At 71.0% G+C, this 15,333-nt stretch carries 16 protein-coding genes; 7 read left to right on the top strand and 9 right to left on the bottom strand.

Annotation, left to right across the window (positions count from 1 at the left end):
- Window positions 1-146: 146 nt before the first annotated feature.
- The 6 genes from SOM35_RS09825 (at window position 147) to SOM35_RS09800 (ending at window position 5,662) form a co-directional block, all read left to right on the top strand.
- A complete protein-coding gene (locus tag SOM35_RS09825; RefSeq protein ID WP_320515255.1) occupies window positions 147-1,103 on the top strand; it encodes an alpha/beta fold hydrolase in 957 nt (318 codons plus the stop codon).
- Window positions 1,100-1,507, top strand: a complete 408-nt coding sequence (locus tag SOM35_RS09820; RefSeq protein ID WP_320515254.1) for a hypothetical protein — start codon at window positions 1,100-1,102, stop codon at window positions 1,505-1,507. Before SOM35_RS09825 ends, SOM35_RS09820 begins: the two co-directional genes overlap by 4 nt.
- A 60-nt stretch (window positions 1,508-1,567) precedes the next feature.
- Entirely contained in the window at window positions 1,568-2,011 is a 444-nt protein-coding gene (locus tag SOM35_RS09815) for a barstar family protein (protein WP_320515253.1), read from the top strand.
- A gap of 108 nt (window positions 2,012-2,119) precedes the next feature.
- On the top strand, window positions 2,120-3,100 hold the full coding sequence (locus tag SOM35_RS09810) for a phosphotransferase (RefSeq protein ID WP_320515252.1): 981 nt from the start codon (window positions 2,120-2,122) through the stop codon (window positions 3,098-3,100).
- A gap of 158 nt (window positions 3,101-3,258) precedes the next feature.
- Window positions 3,259-3,741, top strand: coding sequence for a hypothetical protein (locus tag SOM35_RS09805; RefSeq protein ID WP_111074160.1), 483 nt, complete (start codon window positions 3,259-3,261; stop codon window positions 3,739-3,741).
- A gap of 175 nt (window positions 3,742-3,916) precedes the next feature.
- The gene (locus tag SOM35_RS09800) at window positions 3,917-5,662 is read left to right on the top strand and encodes a peptidoglycan D,D-transpeptidase FtsI family protein (protein ID WP_320515251.1); all 1,746 of its coding nucleotides are present in this window, start codon (window positions 3,917-3,919) and stop codon (window positions 5,660-5,662) included.
- A 131-nt stretch (window positions 5,663-5,793) separates the two neighbouring features.
- Here the strand turns inward: SOM35_RS09800 and SOM35_RS09795 are convergent, their stop codons facing one another.
- From SOM35_RS09795 to SOM35_RS09770, 6 genes are all read right to left on the bottom strand, one after another.
- Complete coding sequence (locus SOM35_RS09795; protein ID WP_320515250.1) at window positions 5,794-6,342, bottom strand: GNAT family N-acetyltransferase; 549 nt, start codon at window positions 6,340-6,342, stop codon at window positions 5,794-5,796.
- A gap of 25 nt (window positions 6,343-6,367) precedes the next feature.
- Window positions 6,368-7,177, bottom strand: coding sequence for a class I SAM-dependent methyltransferase (locus tag SOM35_RS09790; RefSeq protein WP_320515249.1), 810 nt, complete (start codon window positions 7,175-7,177; stop codon window positions 6,368-6,370).
- Window positions 7,174-7,977 carry an ABC transporter ATP-binding protein gene (locus tag SOM35_RS09785; protein ID WP_320515248.1) on the bottom strand — a complete coding sequence of 268 codons (804 nt, stop codon included), beginning with the start codon at window positions 7,975-7,977 and terminating at the stop codon, window positions 7,174-7,176. Before SOM35_RS09785 ends, SOM35_RS09790 begins: the two co-directional genes overlap by 4 nt.
- Window positions 7,974-8,933 (bottom strand): ABC transporter substrate-binding protein, encoded by a 960-nt coding sequence (locus SOM35_RS09780; RefSeq protein WP_320515247.1) that lies wholly within the window; start codon window positions 8,931-8,933, stop codon window positions 7,974-7,976. The genes SOM35_RS09785 and SOM35_RS09780 overlap by 4 nt, the downstream gene beginning before the upstream one ends.
- Before the next feature lie 181 nt (window positions 8,934-9,114).
- The gene (locus tag SOM35_RS09775) at window positions 9,115-10,221 is read right to left on the bottom strand and encodes a FecCD family ABC transporter permease (RefSeq protein ID WP_320515246.1); all 1,107 of its coding nucleotides are present in this window, start codon (window positions 10,219-10,221) and stop codon (window positions 9,115-9,117) included.
- Between the two features lie 71 nt (window positions 10,222-10,292).
- Window positions 10,293-11,087, bottom strand: a complete 795-nt coding sequence (locus tag SOM35_RS09770; RefSeq protein WP_320515245.1) for an alpha/beta fold hydrolase — start codon at window positions 11,085-11,087, stop codon at window positions 10,293-10,295.
- 132 nt (window positions 11,088-11,219) lie between these two features.
- Here SOM35_RS09770 and SOM35_RS09765 point away from each other — a divergent pair, with 132 nt between their 5' ends.
- On the top strand, window positions 11,220-12,017 hold the full coding sequence (locus SOM35_RS09765) for a helix-turn-helix transcriptional regulator (RefSeq protein WP_320515244.1): 798 nt from the start codon (window positions 11,220-11,222) through the stop codon (window positions 12,015-12,017).
- 56 nt (window positions 12,018-12,073) lie between these two features.
- Here SOM35_RS09765 and SOM35_RS09760 read toward each other — a convergent pair whose 3' ends face one another.
- From SOM35_RS09760 to SOM35_RS09750, 3 genes are all read right to left on the bottom strand, one after another.
- Window positions 12,074-13,396, bottom strand: a complete 1,323-nt coding sequence (locus tag SOM35_RS09760; RefSeq protein WP_320515243.1) for an extracellular solute-binding protein — start codon at window positions 13,394-13,396, stop codon at window positions 12,074-12,076.
- Window positions 13,397-13,516: 120 nt separating this feature from the next.
- Entirely contained in the window at window positions 13,517-14,347 is an 831-nt protein-coding gene (locus SOM35_RS09755; protein WP_320515242.1) for a carbohydrate ABC transporter permease, read from the bottom strand.
- Window positions 14,347-15,288, bottom strand: coding sequence for a carbohydrate ABC transporter permease (locus tag SOM35_RS09750; RefSeq protein WP_320515241.1), 942 nt, complete (start codon window positions 15,286-15,288; stop codon window positions 14,347-14,349). Before SOM35_RS09750 ends, SOM35_RS09755 begins: the two co-directional genes overlap by 1 nt.
- Window positions 15,289-15,333: the final 45 nt, after the last annotated feature.

The raw sequence follows: 15,333 nt of genomic DNA, 5'->3' as shown, positions 1-15,333 counted from the left end.
CAGTATCCCACCGGTCCGCATGCCCTCGGTCGTCGGTATCTCCGCGACTGATGTCGCCGTGTTCGACCTCGTGCTGGGCGGGAGCGCTTCCGTCTGCTGAGCTCACCCGCACCCTGCACGGCTGACCCGCCCGCTACCGTCGAGCCATGGCCTACCCGAGGACCGAACCCACCGCCTCCGGGATGCTCGACGCCGGCGACGGCACGTCCCTGTACTGGGAGGAGTCCGGCGCCCCCGACGGCGTCCCCGCCCTCTGGCTGCACGGCGGCCCCGGCGGCTCGCTCGGCAGCGGCTGGTACCGGACGCACTTCGACCCCACCCGGTACCGCCTGATCGGCATCGACCAGCGCGGCAGTGGCCGGAGCCGCCCCCTCGTCACGGAGTCCCGCGAACGGCTCGCGGGCCACACCACGCAGCGGCTGATCGCCGACATCGAGGCGGTCCGGCAGCACCTGGGCATCGAGGACTGGGTCGTCGCCGGGATCTCGTGGGGCACCACCCTCGCCCTCGCGTACGCGCAGCAGCACCCCGCACGTGTCCGAGCGCTGGCCCTCATGGCCGTCACGACGACGAGCCGCGACGAGGTCGACTGGATCACCGAAGGTGTGGGACGCGTGTTCCCGGCGGAGTGGGAGGCGTTCGAGCAGGCCAGCCAGCGCCTCCCGGGTGAGCGCGTGGTCGACGCGTACGCGCGTCGCCTGGCGGGCGCCGACCGGGAGGCCCGTGCGGACGCCGCGCAGGCCTGGGACCGCTGGGAGAACGTCCACGTCTCCCTCGACGACCCCGCGCTCCGCGAGCGCGGCCACCTGGGTCCGGAGCTGCGCGAAGGCTTCGCCACCCTCGTCACGCACTACTGGGCGAACGACGGGTTCCTGCCGGGCGACCAGGCCGTGCTCGCACGTCTGGACCGGATCGCGCACGTCCCGACGGCGCTCGTGCACGGACGGCGGGACATCAGCGGACCCGCCGTCACGGCCTGGCGTGTGCACCGGGGGTTGCCGGCGAGCACGCTCACCATCGTCGAGGACGAGGGGCACGGCGGGCCCGGCGGGAGTGCGGCGCTGACGGCGGCGCTCGACGGGTTCGCGGGGGGCGGGTCGTGACGCCGGAGCAGGTCCGACACCTGGCGGAGTTCCTGCCCGACGACTGGGGACACGTCGGCCCCTCGACCGTGCATCCGTCGGGGACGCCGGCGACGCCGGCGACGCCCGCGGGAGGGGTGCGAGCGTTCAACCCGATCGGGGGTCCACCACCGCTCGTCGAGACACCGTTGCGGGTCCTCGGCACCACGTCGGTCGACACCGATCTGGTGGTCCGCCTGGCCTTCGCGCACTCGGACGGGGAGGAACCCGTGGTCTGGGTGGTGAGCCTGGTCGACGTCGCGGACGACATCCCTCTGCGGGAGGTGTCCAACGGCCTGTGGGGCATGCTCGCCCGTCGCCTGTCGGCCGGTCTGCTCTCGCAGACGGTCACGACCAGCACCGGCGTCCGCCTGCTGGTCGACTGAGACGGGAGGGCGATGGGCGGGCTCCGACGGCCTGCCTCCGTCTCGCACTAGGGTGCGAGCGTGCCGGCATTCTCCACTGACGATGTCCTCGGCAACAGGCTGGACTTCGAGATCGCTCGCGACGGCTTCGTCCGCGAGCTTCGCGACGCTGCCGTGTTGCGGAACGCCGAGACGTGGCTTCGGCGCGAGGGCTACCGGGTCGTCGAGATGGACGCCGGGGCGTGGGGTGACGACGAGCAGATGCACCTGGACTTCGCGGAGGGCCTCCAGTTCCCGCGCCACTTCGGGCAGAACCTGGACGCGCTCGACGACTGCATGGCAGATGTGGCGGAAGCGGACTACGGATGGGACGCATCCGAGACCGGCCTCGTGCTGGTCCTCTCCGGCTTCGACCGTTTCGCTCGACGGCTCCCTCGGACCGCCGACCACGTGCAGCACATCCTGCGGCGGCAGGGACGGTACGCAGCACTCTTCGGGAACCGGCTCCTCACGATCCTGGCCTGACGAGACTCGGCTTCCAGGACGCCGAGAAAGGCGATGATGGCCGCCGGTGCGAGGCAGGATCGGCAGGGGCGTCGGGCTCGGCGCTCGACGGTTGATGCAGGGGGATCGATGACGATCGAGATGTTGTGGGAGCAGGACGACCCGGACGAGGTGCTGCGAAACCGTTTCGGCTTCGCGGACACCACGGCGCTGGGCGACTGGGTGACCGCAGCGGTCGAACGCCACTGGGGTGTTCGTGTCGGTCCGCCGGAGCGGGTGGTGATCAGCGACGGCAACGCCCTTGCATGGATTCGCAGCGCTGACCAACGCCTCCTGCTCAAGTGGTCGGTCGTCCCCGACCGGTTCCCACGGCTCGCGCTCGCCGCTGAGCTCACCGCTCGGCTCGGAGCACAGGGATTGCCGGTGTCTGCTCCGGTGACGACGCTCGCGGGTGGCGTCCAGGTGGCGGACGCCGGCGTCTCGATGGGTCTGCAACGCGTCATCGAAGGAGCGCACCTCGATGTCGAGGACGCCGATCAGGTCCGTGCAGCGGGGGCGACACTCGCTCGACTGCACGACGCGTTGCGCTCGAGCCCAGTGAGCGACCTGCAACACGAGGTCCTGTCCCCGCCGGCACCGCTCACCGCACAGATCTCGGGGTGGCTCACCGCCGAGCCGTCCACGCTGTCCCCACAGGCCCGCGACGTCTTCAGGCAGCTGCTCGATCGGGTGCCACCGGATCTCCCGCCCGTGCAGATCGTGCACGGCGACTACCGCGCCGCGAACATCCTGTGCGCCGGTACTGCGATCGTCGGCGTCCTCGACTTCGAGGAACTCCGACGTGACCATCGCATCGTGGAACTCGCTCGATCAGCGGTCATGCTCGGCACGCTCTTCCGGGACTGGGGGCCCGTCGATGTGTCCGTGCGGGAGCAGTTCCTCGACGGGTACCGAGCGGTCCACGCCCTGACGAACGAGGAACTCGGTTGGTGGCCGGTCCTGGTGTGTTGGTTCTCCCTGGCCCTCGTGCCCCCGGGCGATGACCACAACGGGTGGGGTCCGGCAGCGACCGAGCAGCTCGAGCACGCAGCGGCACAGCTGCGCGGCTGAGCCCGTCCGACATCCGCCCAGGCGTCCGGCCCCTCGGATCGCCGTTCGCGTCACACTGGGGTGTGCGTTTCGACACTGTCCTCGTTCCGGCTGACGCGCCGGTCCTCCAGTCCGAGATCGCTGCGCTCCGACGTCCCGCCAGACGACTCGCTCGCGGCATGACGATGACGCGAGGCGGCTCGGCGCAGCCCCGTCAGTTCCAGGTCGTCATCGACGAATGCGACCGTAGCTGGACGTTCGACCACGAGGGCGACCGCCACCGTGACCACTACGCGGAGGGTGTCCTCGACTCCGTCGACGGAGCGGTCGAGGTCAGCTTCGCCCGGAGCGGCGCGGTGGCTCCTCCCGTCCGGCTCCTCACACCGGAGCTCCTCTTGCTGTGGGGATCACCCGGGAGCTTCGCGCCGATCCTGGTCCAACGGGTTCACGGGCACTGGCTGCTCGTGACGTTCGAGCATGAGCGCGATCCAGCTGACCGCGTGACGATGGTCGTGGACGAGCGAGACGGCATCGCATACCGCTCGTACGGCACCGGCGAGATCACGGTGCTCACGGACGTTCGGGTGATGGAGGACGACGAGCCGGTGCCGCCGCGCCCACGGTTCTCTCGGTTGAGGGAGTGGCCGGTCCTCGAGTACTGACGGCCGCGTCGTCGTCTCACGCTCCGATCGGCGATCAAGCCGCCCGCGTTGTTGGTGTGACCTGCGTGCGTCGTCTGCGCGAAAGGTGCTCTGTGCCCCAGCATGGGGACGCCTCAGCTTTGCCGGGGCGGGACCAAGAGGGGGACTCTTGCCAGATCTTCGACGGCGAACCGGCATGAGGTACACCGTGGCGATGGTGACGGTCATCGCGCTCGTCGTGGTGTTCGTCGTCCGGCTGGTGGACATCCAGGTCGTGCACGCGTCGGCGCTCCACAGGCAGGCGGAGCTGAAGCGCAGCATCCCCGTGACGGTCTACGGGGAACGAGGCGCGATCGTCGACAGATCCGGAGTCGAACTCGCGGACAGTGTCACCCGGTACGACATCACCACCGCGCCGGCGCTGGTGAAGGGGTTCCGGGGGAAGTTCGGCGGGACGCGGTTGCAGAAGGTCAGCGTCAGCGATGCGCTCGAGGCGGTTTCGCGGGTTTCCGGAGCATCGGTGGAGTCGATGCGCACGGCGATCGCTGCCGACCCGAAGTCGAACTTCGCGTACCTGGCGAAGGGGTTGGACACAGAGCACTTCGAGAAGTTGCGGCGATTGGAGATCCCGTGGATCTACCCGCAACCGCAGTCAGCGCGGACGTACCCGACCGGCGCAACCGCGGGGAACCTCACCGGGTTCATGGGCACCGACGGACCTCAGGCTGGGTTGGAACTCGCCTACGACCGGTGCTTGGCCGGGACGAACGGGGCGCAGACCTACGAACGAGGTGCTGACGGTGTGCAGCTGCCGGGGTCGACGGTGACGACGAAGCAGGCGAAGGACGGCGGCACGCTCCTCACCACGATCGACAGCGACCTGCAGTACATGGCCGAACAGGACGTCGCGGCTGCAGCGAAGGACATCGGCGCCGTGTCCGCGACTGCCACGGTCACCAAGGCCAAGACCGGCGAGGTACTGGCCGTCGCTGACTACCCGACAGTCGACCCCAACGACGTCGACGCAACGCATGACAAGGGCGCTTACGGTTCGCGGGCACTCACGGACACCTACGAACCGGGATCGACCATCAAGGCCGCGATCGCAGCGGCACTCATCGACCAGGGCAGAGCGACCCCGACCACACAGGCCACCGTGCCGTACTCCCGGACCTTCCCTTGGGGCGGACGGATCAGTGATGCTGAGCTGCACCCGACGGAGCAGTTGACGCTCACCGGCATCCTCCGCGACTCGTCGAACGTCGGGATCACCGGTCTCGGGGAAGCGTTGAGCGCACAGCAACGCTACGACTACATGCGCAAGTTCGGTCTGTTCGAGCCGCAGTCGGCAATCACCTACGGCGGCCAGCCGGGCATGGACTACCCAGCGTCGCCGAAGTGGGACTCGCAGACCAACATCAACTCGATGTTCGGGCAGGGCATCTCGACGACTGCCATGCAGGTGGCCAGCATCTATCAGACCCTCGGCAACGGCGGCGTCCGCATCCCTCTGCACTTCGTCGCCGGGTGCCGACTGGCTGACGGCTCCACGATCGACGCCCCCGACGTCACGGGTCAACGCGTCGTCTCGACCGCTGCCGCCGATCAGGTCGTCCAGATGCTGCAGAGCGTCGTCAAGGGCGGAACGCTCGTCGGGATGCAGCCGATATCCGGGTACAACATCGCAGCCAAGACCGGCACTGCTGAAGTCGCGAACGGTGCCGCTGGCTACGGTGCAGACCGGATCATCTCGGTGGCCGGGATGGCTCCTGCGGAAGACCCGCAGTACGTCGTCACCGTGACGTTCACGAAGCCGGGACCGGGCCACAAGTTCTCCAGCTCCGCGGCTCCCGCTTTCCGGACCCTGATGTCGCAGGTCCTCGAGAAGTACCGTGTCGCCCCGTCGACCTCCGAAGCGAAGCTCTACCCAGCGACCTGGTGAGCAGCCCCGGTCGAGCGTCAGGTCCTCACAGCTCGACCTCTGGCGGTCAACGCGAGCAGTCCTGAGGCTCCGAGGACGAGGAGACCCGCGACGCCGGCAGCCCACCCGAAGTTGCCGCACGACGGTCGTCGTCAGGCATCGCTCCCGGGGCGCTCGACCGCGTACTTGAAGCCGACGTGGCTGCCGACGAAGCCCAGTCGCTCGTAGAACCGGTGGGCGTCGACCCGAGCGGCGTCCGAGGTCAGCTGCACGAGTGACACGGCGAGCGCCGGCGCCGCCTGGTCGGTGACCCAGCGCATCAGCGCCGTGCCGACCCCGGCCGAACGCTGCTCGCTCGCGACCCGGACGGACTCGACGAGCAGGCGCGCACTCCCCCGACGCGACAGTCCGGGGATCAGCGTGAGCTGCAGGGTGCCGACGACGACGCCGTCAGCGTCCTCCGCGACGACGAGGTCGTTGCCGGGGTCGGCCGCGATCTGCCGGAACGCTTCCGAGTGCGCGAGGAGCGCCTCCTGGCCGGACGCACCGGACGCACCGGACGCACCGTCGCGCGCGGCGCTGATCGGGTCGTCGGTCAGGAGACGCAGGATCGTTCCGAGGTCGTCGAGCGTCGCGCGACGGATCACCACCACGGCGCTCCGGGTGGGGACGGTGGTGGGGAGGTCGAGGCGCGAGATCACACCGCATCATCTCGCGCCTCGAGCATCACCGGATGCCGTAGACGACGCGGTCGTCGAGGTACTGCCAGACCGTGCCGACCTCTGCGAACCCAGCACTGCGGAGCGACTCGACGTGGAACCCGAGCGTCACCTTCGGCGGCGCCTCGTGCAGTTCCGCGCCCCACACGGTGTCGCGCCGCGCGAGGGCCTCGGCGTAGCGGGGCGTCTCCGCCACCGCGGCCCACCAGGCGTCCCACGTGTCCGCGCCGCTCGCGAACCCCTCGCGCTGGGTCGCCGCGTCGTCGTCCGCGGCGATGGCAGCCATGGTGCTCTCGTCCCGCTGGTACGACAGGTGGTCGCCGTTGAGCAGGACGCCGCCGGGGCGCAGGAGGTCCGCGGTGCGTCGGAGGACGTCGACGAGGGTCCCCGGCTGGAGCCAGTGCAGAGCGGTCGAGCTGACGACGGCGTCGAACGGCGCGCTGGCGATCGCCGGGTGCTCGGCCCAGTGCGGGTCGGCGAGGTCGACCTCGGCGATCACGAGCCGAGGGTCGGCGACGGCGAGGTCCGCGGCGATGGCGAGGAGCGCCGGGTCCTTGTCGGCGACGACGGCTGTGGCGCCGGGAACGGCGGCGAGCACCGCTTCCGCGAGGGAGCCGGTGCCACCCGCCAGGTCGAGGATCCGCGGGGCGGACGTGTCCGCGCAGACGGCCGCGACCACGCGGGCGATCGTGGCGAAGCGTTCCGCCCGGTGCCGGATGTAGGCGGTCTGCTGGGCGTCCCACCGGGTCGCCAGGTCGCGTGCCCGCGCCGTGTCGTCCGGGGTGGCCGTCGGAGTGGTGGTCGTGGTGTCGGTCATGCGGTGGGTCCTTCCGGAGGGGCCGAGGAGACGGCCGGTGGGGTGGGCAGGCGGAACGCGAGGTGGAGGTCGCCGTCGGGGTCGTCCCGGCGGGTGGTCTGGACGTCGTACACGGCGTCCAGGAGCGCGGGGCGGAGGACGCCGGCGGGCGGCCCGGCACCGACGACGCGCCCCGCAGCGAGGACGACCAGGTGGTCGCAGACGCGTGCGGCGACCTCGAGGTCGTGCAGGACGACGACGACCGTCGGTGCGATGCGCGGCAGGAGTTCGAGGACCTCGAGCCGGTGCCGCAGGTCGAGGTGGTTGGTCGGTTCGTCGAGGAGGACGTGGTCGGCTCCGTGGGCGATCGCGCGTGCGAGACCGACCCGCTGCAGTTCGCCGCCCGACAGCGCGGCCAACGGATCACCGGCTCGGTGGGCCAGCGCGACCGCGTCGAGGGCTGCGGCGACCTGCTCGTCGGATCCCGTGCCTCCGCGGTCCAGCAGCCCGGCTCGGGCGAGGCCGCCGAGCGCGACCTCGTCTGCCACGGTGAGCGCCGGGTCCGGGTCGAGCCGCTGCGCCACGCTCGCGACGCGCTGGGCGATCCACCGGCGCGAGCGGTGTCGGACGTCCTGCCCGTCGATCTCCACACGCCCGTCGTCGACAGGCACGGCCCGGAGCAGTGCGCGGAGCAGCGTCGTCTTGCCGCTGCCGTTGGGCCCCACGATCCCCGTCACGGAGCCGGTCGGCGCCCTGAGGTCGACACCGTCGAGCAGCACCCGGCGCCCGGCGCGGACGGTGACGGCGTGCGCCTCGATCACCCGAGCGCGTCGAGCTGCCGGGCGAGCTCGGCCGGCCCGGCGACCGACAGGGTCGAGGGCGGGTCGGTGAAGGGGAAGCGGAGCGCGACGACCCGGTGGTGTCGCACCGCGGAGAGTCCGGAGACGCCCGGTGCCGTGCGGAAGCTGTCGATGGTGTCCTGCGCCGTCCCGCTCGAGTAGAGCAACACGATCGTCGACGGGTCGCGGGAGATGATGTCCTCCACGTTGGCGTCGAAGACCCGCTGCTTCGCGTCCGCGTACACGTTGTGGAGCCCGACCGCGTGGAACACCGGCGTGACCATGCTCGGTCCGCCGTAGGGCGAGAGGACGCCCCCGCCGGACGACACGTACAGGGCAGCAGCGGTCCCGCGGTCGGTGCTGGCGGACTGTTCCGCCAGGGTGCTGCGTCCGGCCTGGACGGCGTCTTCGGCCAGGGCCTGCTGTCCGAGGACCGTGCCGAGCGTCCGCAGCTCGCTCCACACGCGCCCGAACGTCGCCGTGCGGCTCAGCTCGGGGCCGGGGTCCGGGCAGTACGCCGAGGGTGTGTAGAGCGGGATGCCGGCGGCCTGCAGTGCGTCCCGGTCGACGGCGTTCGCGGGGGCGATCACCAGGTCGGGCTTCGCTCCGAGGAGGCTCTCCTGCGACACGACGGACCCACCGGTCGAGGTCTGCTTCGTGGACAGCACGTGCAGGCGGGCGAGGTCGCGGTAGGTCTGCTTCGCGTACAGGTCCGGGGCGAGCGGTGCGGTGATGCCGACGATCCGGTCGACGGCATGGAGCGCCTCGAGGTTCGGGAGTTCGTCGTTGTTGACGAGCACGATGCGGCGCGGGGCCGCGGTGATCGTCACCGGGGTGCCGCAGTTCTCGATCGTGACCGGGAAGTGCGCGGCGCCGTTCGGGCTCGTGGTCGGTTCGGTGGCGCTGGACGATGCCGCGCAGCCGCTCAGGCCGACCACGGCGGCGGTCGCGAGCAGACCGATCGCCGTCAGGACCGGGGTGGACCGGGGCCGGGTCCGGGTGGAGGACCGGGGCCGGGTGGAGGACCGGGGCCGGGTGGATGGCCGGGTTCGGGTTCGGGTTCGGGTTCGGGTTCGCAAGGGGGCTCTCCAGTGGGGGGGGGCGACCGTGGGTTGGCGGTCAGGGGGTGGACGTGGGGGCGGTGCGGCGGAGGAGGACCAGGAGGAACGGCGCACCGAGCACACCGGTCACGACCCCGACGGGGATCTCCTGGGGCGCGAAGACGGTGCGCGCGACCGTGTCCGCGACGACGAGCAGGACCGCGCCGAGCAACGCCGACACCGGCACGACCGCCCGGTGTCGGCCGCCGACGAGCCGACGTGCCAGGTGCGGCACGACGAGCCCGATGAACCCGACACCGCCGACCGCGGCGACGATGACGCCGACCATGGCGGAGACACCGACCATCAGGGCCAGCCGCGCGCGTTCGGGGTCGATGCCCGCGGACCGCGCGGAGTCGTCACCGGACGCGAGCGCGTCGATGAACGGTGCGATGACGACGAGCGCGACGAGTCCGAGGCCGGCGGACACTGCTGCGGCGACGAGCGCGACCGGCTGCACCGACCCCAGCGAGCCCAAGAGCCAGAACAGGACCGAGCGGGCGGCCTCCGGGGAGTCGCTCCAGAAGACCAGGAAGCTCGTCGCCGCGTTGAGGGCGTAGCCGACGGCCAGCCCGGCGAGCACGAGCCGGATCGGACCGCGACGGCTGGCGGTCCCGGCCAGGGCCACGACCAGCAGCACGGCGCCGATCGCCCCGGCCAGCGCTGCGCCGGAGAAGAGGAGCGCGCTGCCTCCGCCGATGACCAGGACCACGAGTGCGACGCCGGTGCTGGCGCCGGAGTTGATGCCGAGCAGGTACGGGTCGGCCAGGCCGTTCCGGACGAGGGCCTGCAGGACCGCTCCCCCGGCCGCCAGCACGGCGCCGGCGATGATCCCCATCGCGACCCGAGGTGCCCGCGTGCCCCAGACGATCTGGTCGGCGGACGCGGACCAGTCACCTGATCGGACGCCGCTGACGCGGTCGACCACGATGCCGATGACCTGGGTCGGAGCGATCGACACCGGACCGATCATCATCGCGGCGACGGCGACGACGGCGAGCACCGCCACGAGCAGGGTGATCCGGGCTGCTGCGCGACGACGGGAGCGGCGCATCAGGAGCACGACGGCGTCGGCCGGACGCGTCGACGAGGACGTCGGGCGGACCGCCGGCAGCGACTCGGACATGGGTCTCCTTGATGAGAACGGATCTCATTAGTACCAGATCCGGGCGCAGGAGACACAACCGAGCGACGGACTCACATCAACGCGACCCAGGAGCGGAGGGCGTCGATCCACTGGTCGAACGCGTCGAGGTGCGCGTCGTGCGAGGCGTCATGGAGCCGCCCCACCGTCACCGAACGACCACGACGGACGAACTCCTGCTGCTGCTCCGCGGTGAACATGCCACCGTCGGCGTACAGGACCAGGGTCGGCGCCGTGACCGACTCCCACTCCGCCCAGCGGGGCGTACCGACCGCCTCGATCGTGGACTGCATGACGTCGGCGTCGAAGCGCGGGTGGAGTCCGTCCGGGCGCTCCTCCAGGTCGGCGACCCAGGCCTCCGCGAGCGGCCCGTCACCGAGCTCGGTCCGGGCAGCCACGCGATCGGCGAACGGCGTCGGCCACGAACGGAAGAACGCACCGAGGGCAGCGTGGTCCTCCGGTGTGCCACTGCCCTGGTCCACCTCGAGCAGGACGAGCCCCCGCACCAGGTCCGGTCGGGCGGCAGCGACGAGCATCGCCGTGTGCGCGCCCATCGACTGGCCGACCAGCACAACCGGGGGGACGGTGAGCGCGTCGATGACCGCGACCACGTCGGCGACGAACGCCGCGCGCGAGGTGTCTGTGGGACGCCTGGTGCTCCGGCCGTGGCCGCGCTGGTCGACCAGGACGACGGAGTGGCCGGCGAGCGCCTCCGCCGTCGGGACGAACTCACGGCTGCTCCCGGCCAGGCCGTGCAGGACGACGACGGTCGGACCGTCCCCCGGCCACACCAGCGCCGCGATCTCGGTGCCGTCGGCGGTGGTGACCGTGCGCGTCGTCGCTTCCACGGACACGAGCCTAGGGAATGCTCTGAGAGGCACCGATCCCGTGCCACTCCCCCCGATGGACGACTCCGACTCGCGGACGATTCCGCCCCCGACCCCGCCCGAGAGGCGACCACGGGTCCTACCGTGAACAGCATGCCGAAACTGCTGCGGGCCTCCATCGTGCCGGCCGTCGCCCTGGCCCTCCTCGCCGCCTGGGTCGCGACGCAACACGGCCAGTTCACCGTGGACGTCCCCCTGCGGGAGGACACCTTCGCCACGAACCCGTACGCGGTTCTGGTGATGGTCGGGTACGCCGCGGCACTCGGCATGGCGCGCCTGCGGCCGACCTGGGCCGTCGTCGGCACGGTGCTGCTGGTGACCCTGCAACTGCTCTTCTGGCCGGCCCGGTTCAGTCAGGCGAGCTGGGTCGGCTACCTGGTCCTCCTGCCGCTTCCCGCGCTCGTCGCGCGGTCCGCTGACCCCGCTCACCGGCGTCGGCTGCTCGCCGGCGTCCTGGCCGCTGCGGTCGGCGTCGGCGCGCTGCTGACCGTTCCGACGGTCTCGCTGTCCGGCCGGTGGGGCACGGTCAACGGCCTCCCGTGGGGTGGCCGGATCGCCAGTGACATCGCGGTGTGGGTCGTCGTGTCGGTCGCGGCCGCAGCGCTGTCCTGGAGGATCGGCGCACGTCGACCGGACACCGCACCGGTCCCGATCAGCCCGGTGACGCACCATGCGGCGGTCGCGACGCTGTCGACGCGTGAGCGCGAGATCTTCCGGCTCCTCGCCGACGGCTGTTCCAACGCCGACATCGCGCGGCAGGCGTACATCAGCGAGGCGACCGTGAAGACCCACGTCGGCAACATCCTGAGCAAGCTCGGCCTCGGGTCACGCAACGAGGTGATCGCGTTCGCGTACCGGAACGGTCTGATGGCGCCGGAAGGCGCGCAGTAGCGGACGGGAGGCACGGTGCGGGCCCGCACCGTGCCTCCCGTCCGCGACGGCTCAGCTCACTTGCCGGCAGCCTCGTTGTAGTCCGCGATCTGCGCGGACGCCTGCTTCTCGGCCGTCCGCATGGTGGCGCGCACGTCCGCGCCCTCGACCACCCGGTTGAACGCGCCGATGACGGTCGCGCGGACGGTCGGGAACGCGCCGGTCACGCAGCCCGCCGCTGCGGTGCTCGACGGGTCGGCCGCCAGCTGCCGGTACATGGCCGCGACGTTCGGGTCGGCGAGGGACTGCTTGCCGACGCTGGTCGACGCCGCCCCGGTGTCCATCGCCAGGTAGCCGGTCGCCTTCGCCCACTTCGCCTGCACCTCGGGCGTCTGCAGCCACTTCGCGAAGTCGTACGAGGCACGCTGCTCCGCGGTCGAGTGCCCCTTGCCGGAGATCCAGAGCGCGTTGCCGCCGATGACCTGGCCGGCGTCCTTCGACGAGGCGGTGGTGGGGAAGGTCGTGACGACGGACTTCGAGCCGTCCGGGTCGACGGTCGTGTACGCGCCGGAGGAGGTCATCAGCATGCCGACCTTGCCGCTGGCGAAGGCGGAGTTCATGGCGGCGGAGTCGGTGCCCGGGTTCAGCGCGACGCCGTCCTGGTACAGCGACTGCAGCCGCGTCATGAAGCCGACCTGGGTGTCGGAGGTCAGGCTGACCCCGTCGACCTTCGTGGACCCGCGGCCGTTGTCCGGCGAGCAGAAGGGCTTGCCGCCGGAGGCGGAGAGCTCCTCGAGCATCCACGAGTCGGCCATGTTCATGCTGAAGCCGTAGGCGCCGGTCGCCTTGTGGATCGCCTCGGCCCAGGTCGCGACCTGGTCGAGGGTCTTCGGCGGGGACTTCGGGTCGAGTCCGGCCCGCTCGACGAGCGCCTTGTCGAGGTACAGGACGGGCACGGACACCGAGAACGGCATCGCTGCCAGTCCGTCCTTCCCGCTGTAGTAGCGCTTGGCGGCGGGGGCCATCGACGAGGTGTCGACCTTCCCGAGGGTGGTGGGGGCGACGGTCTGGCCGGAGTCCATCATGAAGCCGGTCGACACGTCGTTCATCATGAGCAGGTCCGGCGTCGACGAGGACTGCACAGCGGCGGTGTACTTCGTCTGCACCGCGGCGTAGTCACCCTGGTACGAGGCCTTGACGGTGGCGTGGTCGGCGTTGTGGGCGTCGTACTCGGACACCAGGGAGCCGAGTTCGGTTGCGGCGGGGCCGGACATGGCGTGCCAGAAGTCGACGGTGACGGGACCGGACGAGGCGGCGGTGCCGGAGGCGGAGCACCCGGCGAGCGCCAGCATGGTGGCGGCGCCGAGGACGAGTGCGGCGGTGGAGCGTCGAGACGACATGGTGCTGCTTCCTGTTCGGGGTGAGGGTGGGAGCTGGGGCGGGGCGGGAGACGGGAGGGACGGACGGTCACGCGGACGCGTCGGCGGTCACCCCTGCGCGGTGGCCGTGCAGTGCGCCGTTCACTTCAGGGCGCCGGCGGTCAGGCCACCGGCCAGGAACCGCTGGGCGACGAGGACCAGGACGAGCACCGGCAGCGTGACCATGGCGGCGCCGGCCAGGACGACACCGACGTCGGACGCCTGGGCGTCGGCGAGCTGGGCGATGCCGACCTGCACGGTCCGGTTCTCCGGCGAGTTCGTGACGAGCAGCGGCCAGAAGAACCCGTTCCACGCGGCCGTGGCGCTGACGAGGGTGACGGACACCAGGGTCGGCCGGGTGATCGGCAGCAGCATCGACCGGATGAACCGGAAGTGGCCGGCGCCGTCGAGCACCGCGGCTTCACGCAGTTCGTCGGGGAAGCTCAGGAACGTCTGCCGGAACAGGAAGATCGTCAGCGCCGAGGCGACGAACGGCAGGAACACCACGAGCAGGGTGTCGATGATGTGCCACGACGAGACGGTCAGGTAGTTCGCGATCAGGGTCGTCTCGCCGGGGATCATCATGCTGGCGAGCAGGACGAGGAACAGCGCCCGGGTGCCGCGGAGTCGGCAGAACACCAGCGCGTAGGCGGTCATGATGCCGATCACGACCTGCAGCACCGTCTGGCAGAACGTCACCAGCACGCTGTTGAGGAACTGCTGGCCGAGCGGCACGACCTGGGTCGCCCGGACCACGTTGTCGAGCGTCAGGTGGACGGGCAGCAGGCCAGGCAGCCCCTGGTCGAGGTACTCGTTCGGGGTGAGGGCGCCCTCGAACACGTAGTACAGCGGGAAGCACACGACCACGACGGCGGCGATCAGCCAGGCGTAGACGAGGGCGCTGCGGAAGCGCCGGGCGGTGACGGGTCGCATCAGTAGTTCACCCGCTTCTCGAGCACACCGAACTGCACGAGGGACAGCCCGAGGACGAGCAGGAACAGCACGACGCCGAGCGCTGCCGCCAGCCCGAAGTTCGCGCTCGCCGAGCCGAACGCCTGCTGGTAGATCGCGTAGACGAGCGTGCGGGAGGAGTCGGCCGGGCCTCCCGAGGTGAGGATCTGGATCTGACCGAACGTGGTGAGCGCCTCGACGGTGCCGGTGACCACGACGAAGAACAGGGTCGGCGTGACCAGTGGCAGCGACACCGACCAGAAGGTGCGGAGCGGGCCGGCGCCGTCGAGCTGCGCGGCCTCGACGACCTGCGGGTCGATCGCCCCGAACGCCCCGACGAGCAGCAGGACGGTGAACCCGAGCGAGCCCCAGACGGTGACGAGCACGACGCTCGTCAGCGCCCAGTGCGTGTCGGTCAGCCACGGGATGCCCTGACCGCCGAGCTGCCGGATCACGGTGTTCACCAGGCCGGTGCCGGGGGCGAGCATCGTCGCGAAGGCGACCGACCCCGCTGACACCGACACGACCATCGGCGAGGTGAGCAGTGCCCGGAAGACGGGCATCCCGCGCAGCTTCGCGGTGAGCGGCACGACGATGAGCAGTCCGAACACGATCCGGCCGGCGACGACGCCGACGCAGAACAGTGCCGTGTTGAGCATGGTCCGGGCGAAGGCCGGGTCGGTGAAGGTCCGGACGTAGTTCTGCAGTCCGACCGATCCGGCGGGCTGGCCGAAGATGTCGGTGCCCTGCGTGCTGAGGACGATGACGCGGACGAGCGGGTAGAAGACGAACACGCCGAACACGACCGACGCCGGCAGGAGCAGGGCCATGCCGACGCGGCGGTCGGACCGCAGCCAGGACCGGGTCGTCCTGGCGGGGCGGGCGGGACCGGCGAGCAGGCCGGGCCGGACGGACACCGTCATGTCGAGCAACCTTCGGGTAGGGAACGTTCCCTATCCGGGAACGGT

Source organism: Curtobacterium sp. CFBP9011, assembly GCF_034045095.1.
In the GTDB taxonomy this organism is placed as follows: Bacteria; Actinomycetota; Actinomycetes; order Actinomycetales; family Microbacteriaceae; genus Curtobacterium.
This window is presented reverse-complemented; position numbering and strand designations above follow the sequence as displayed.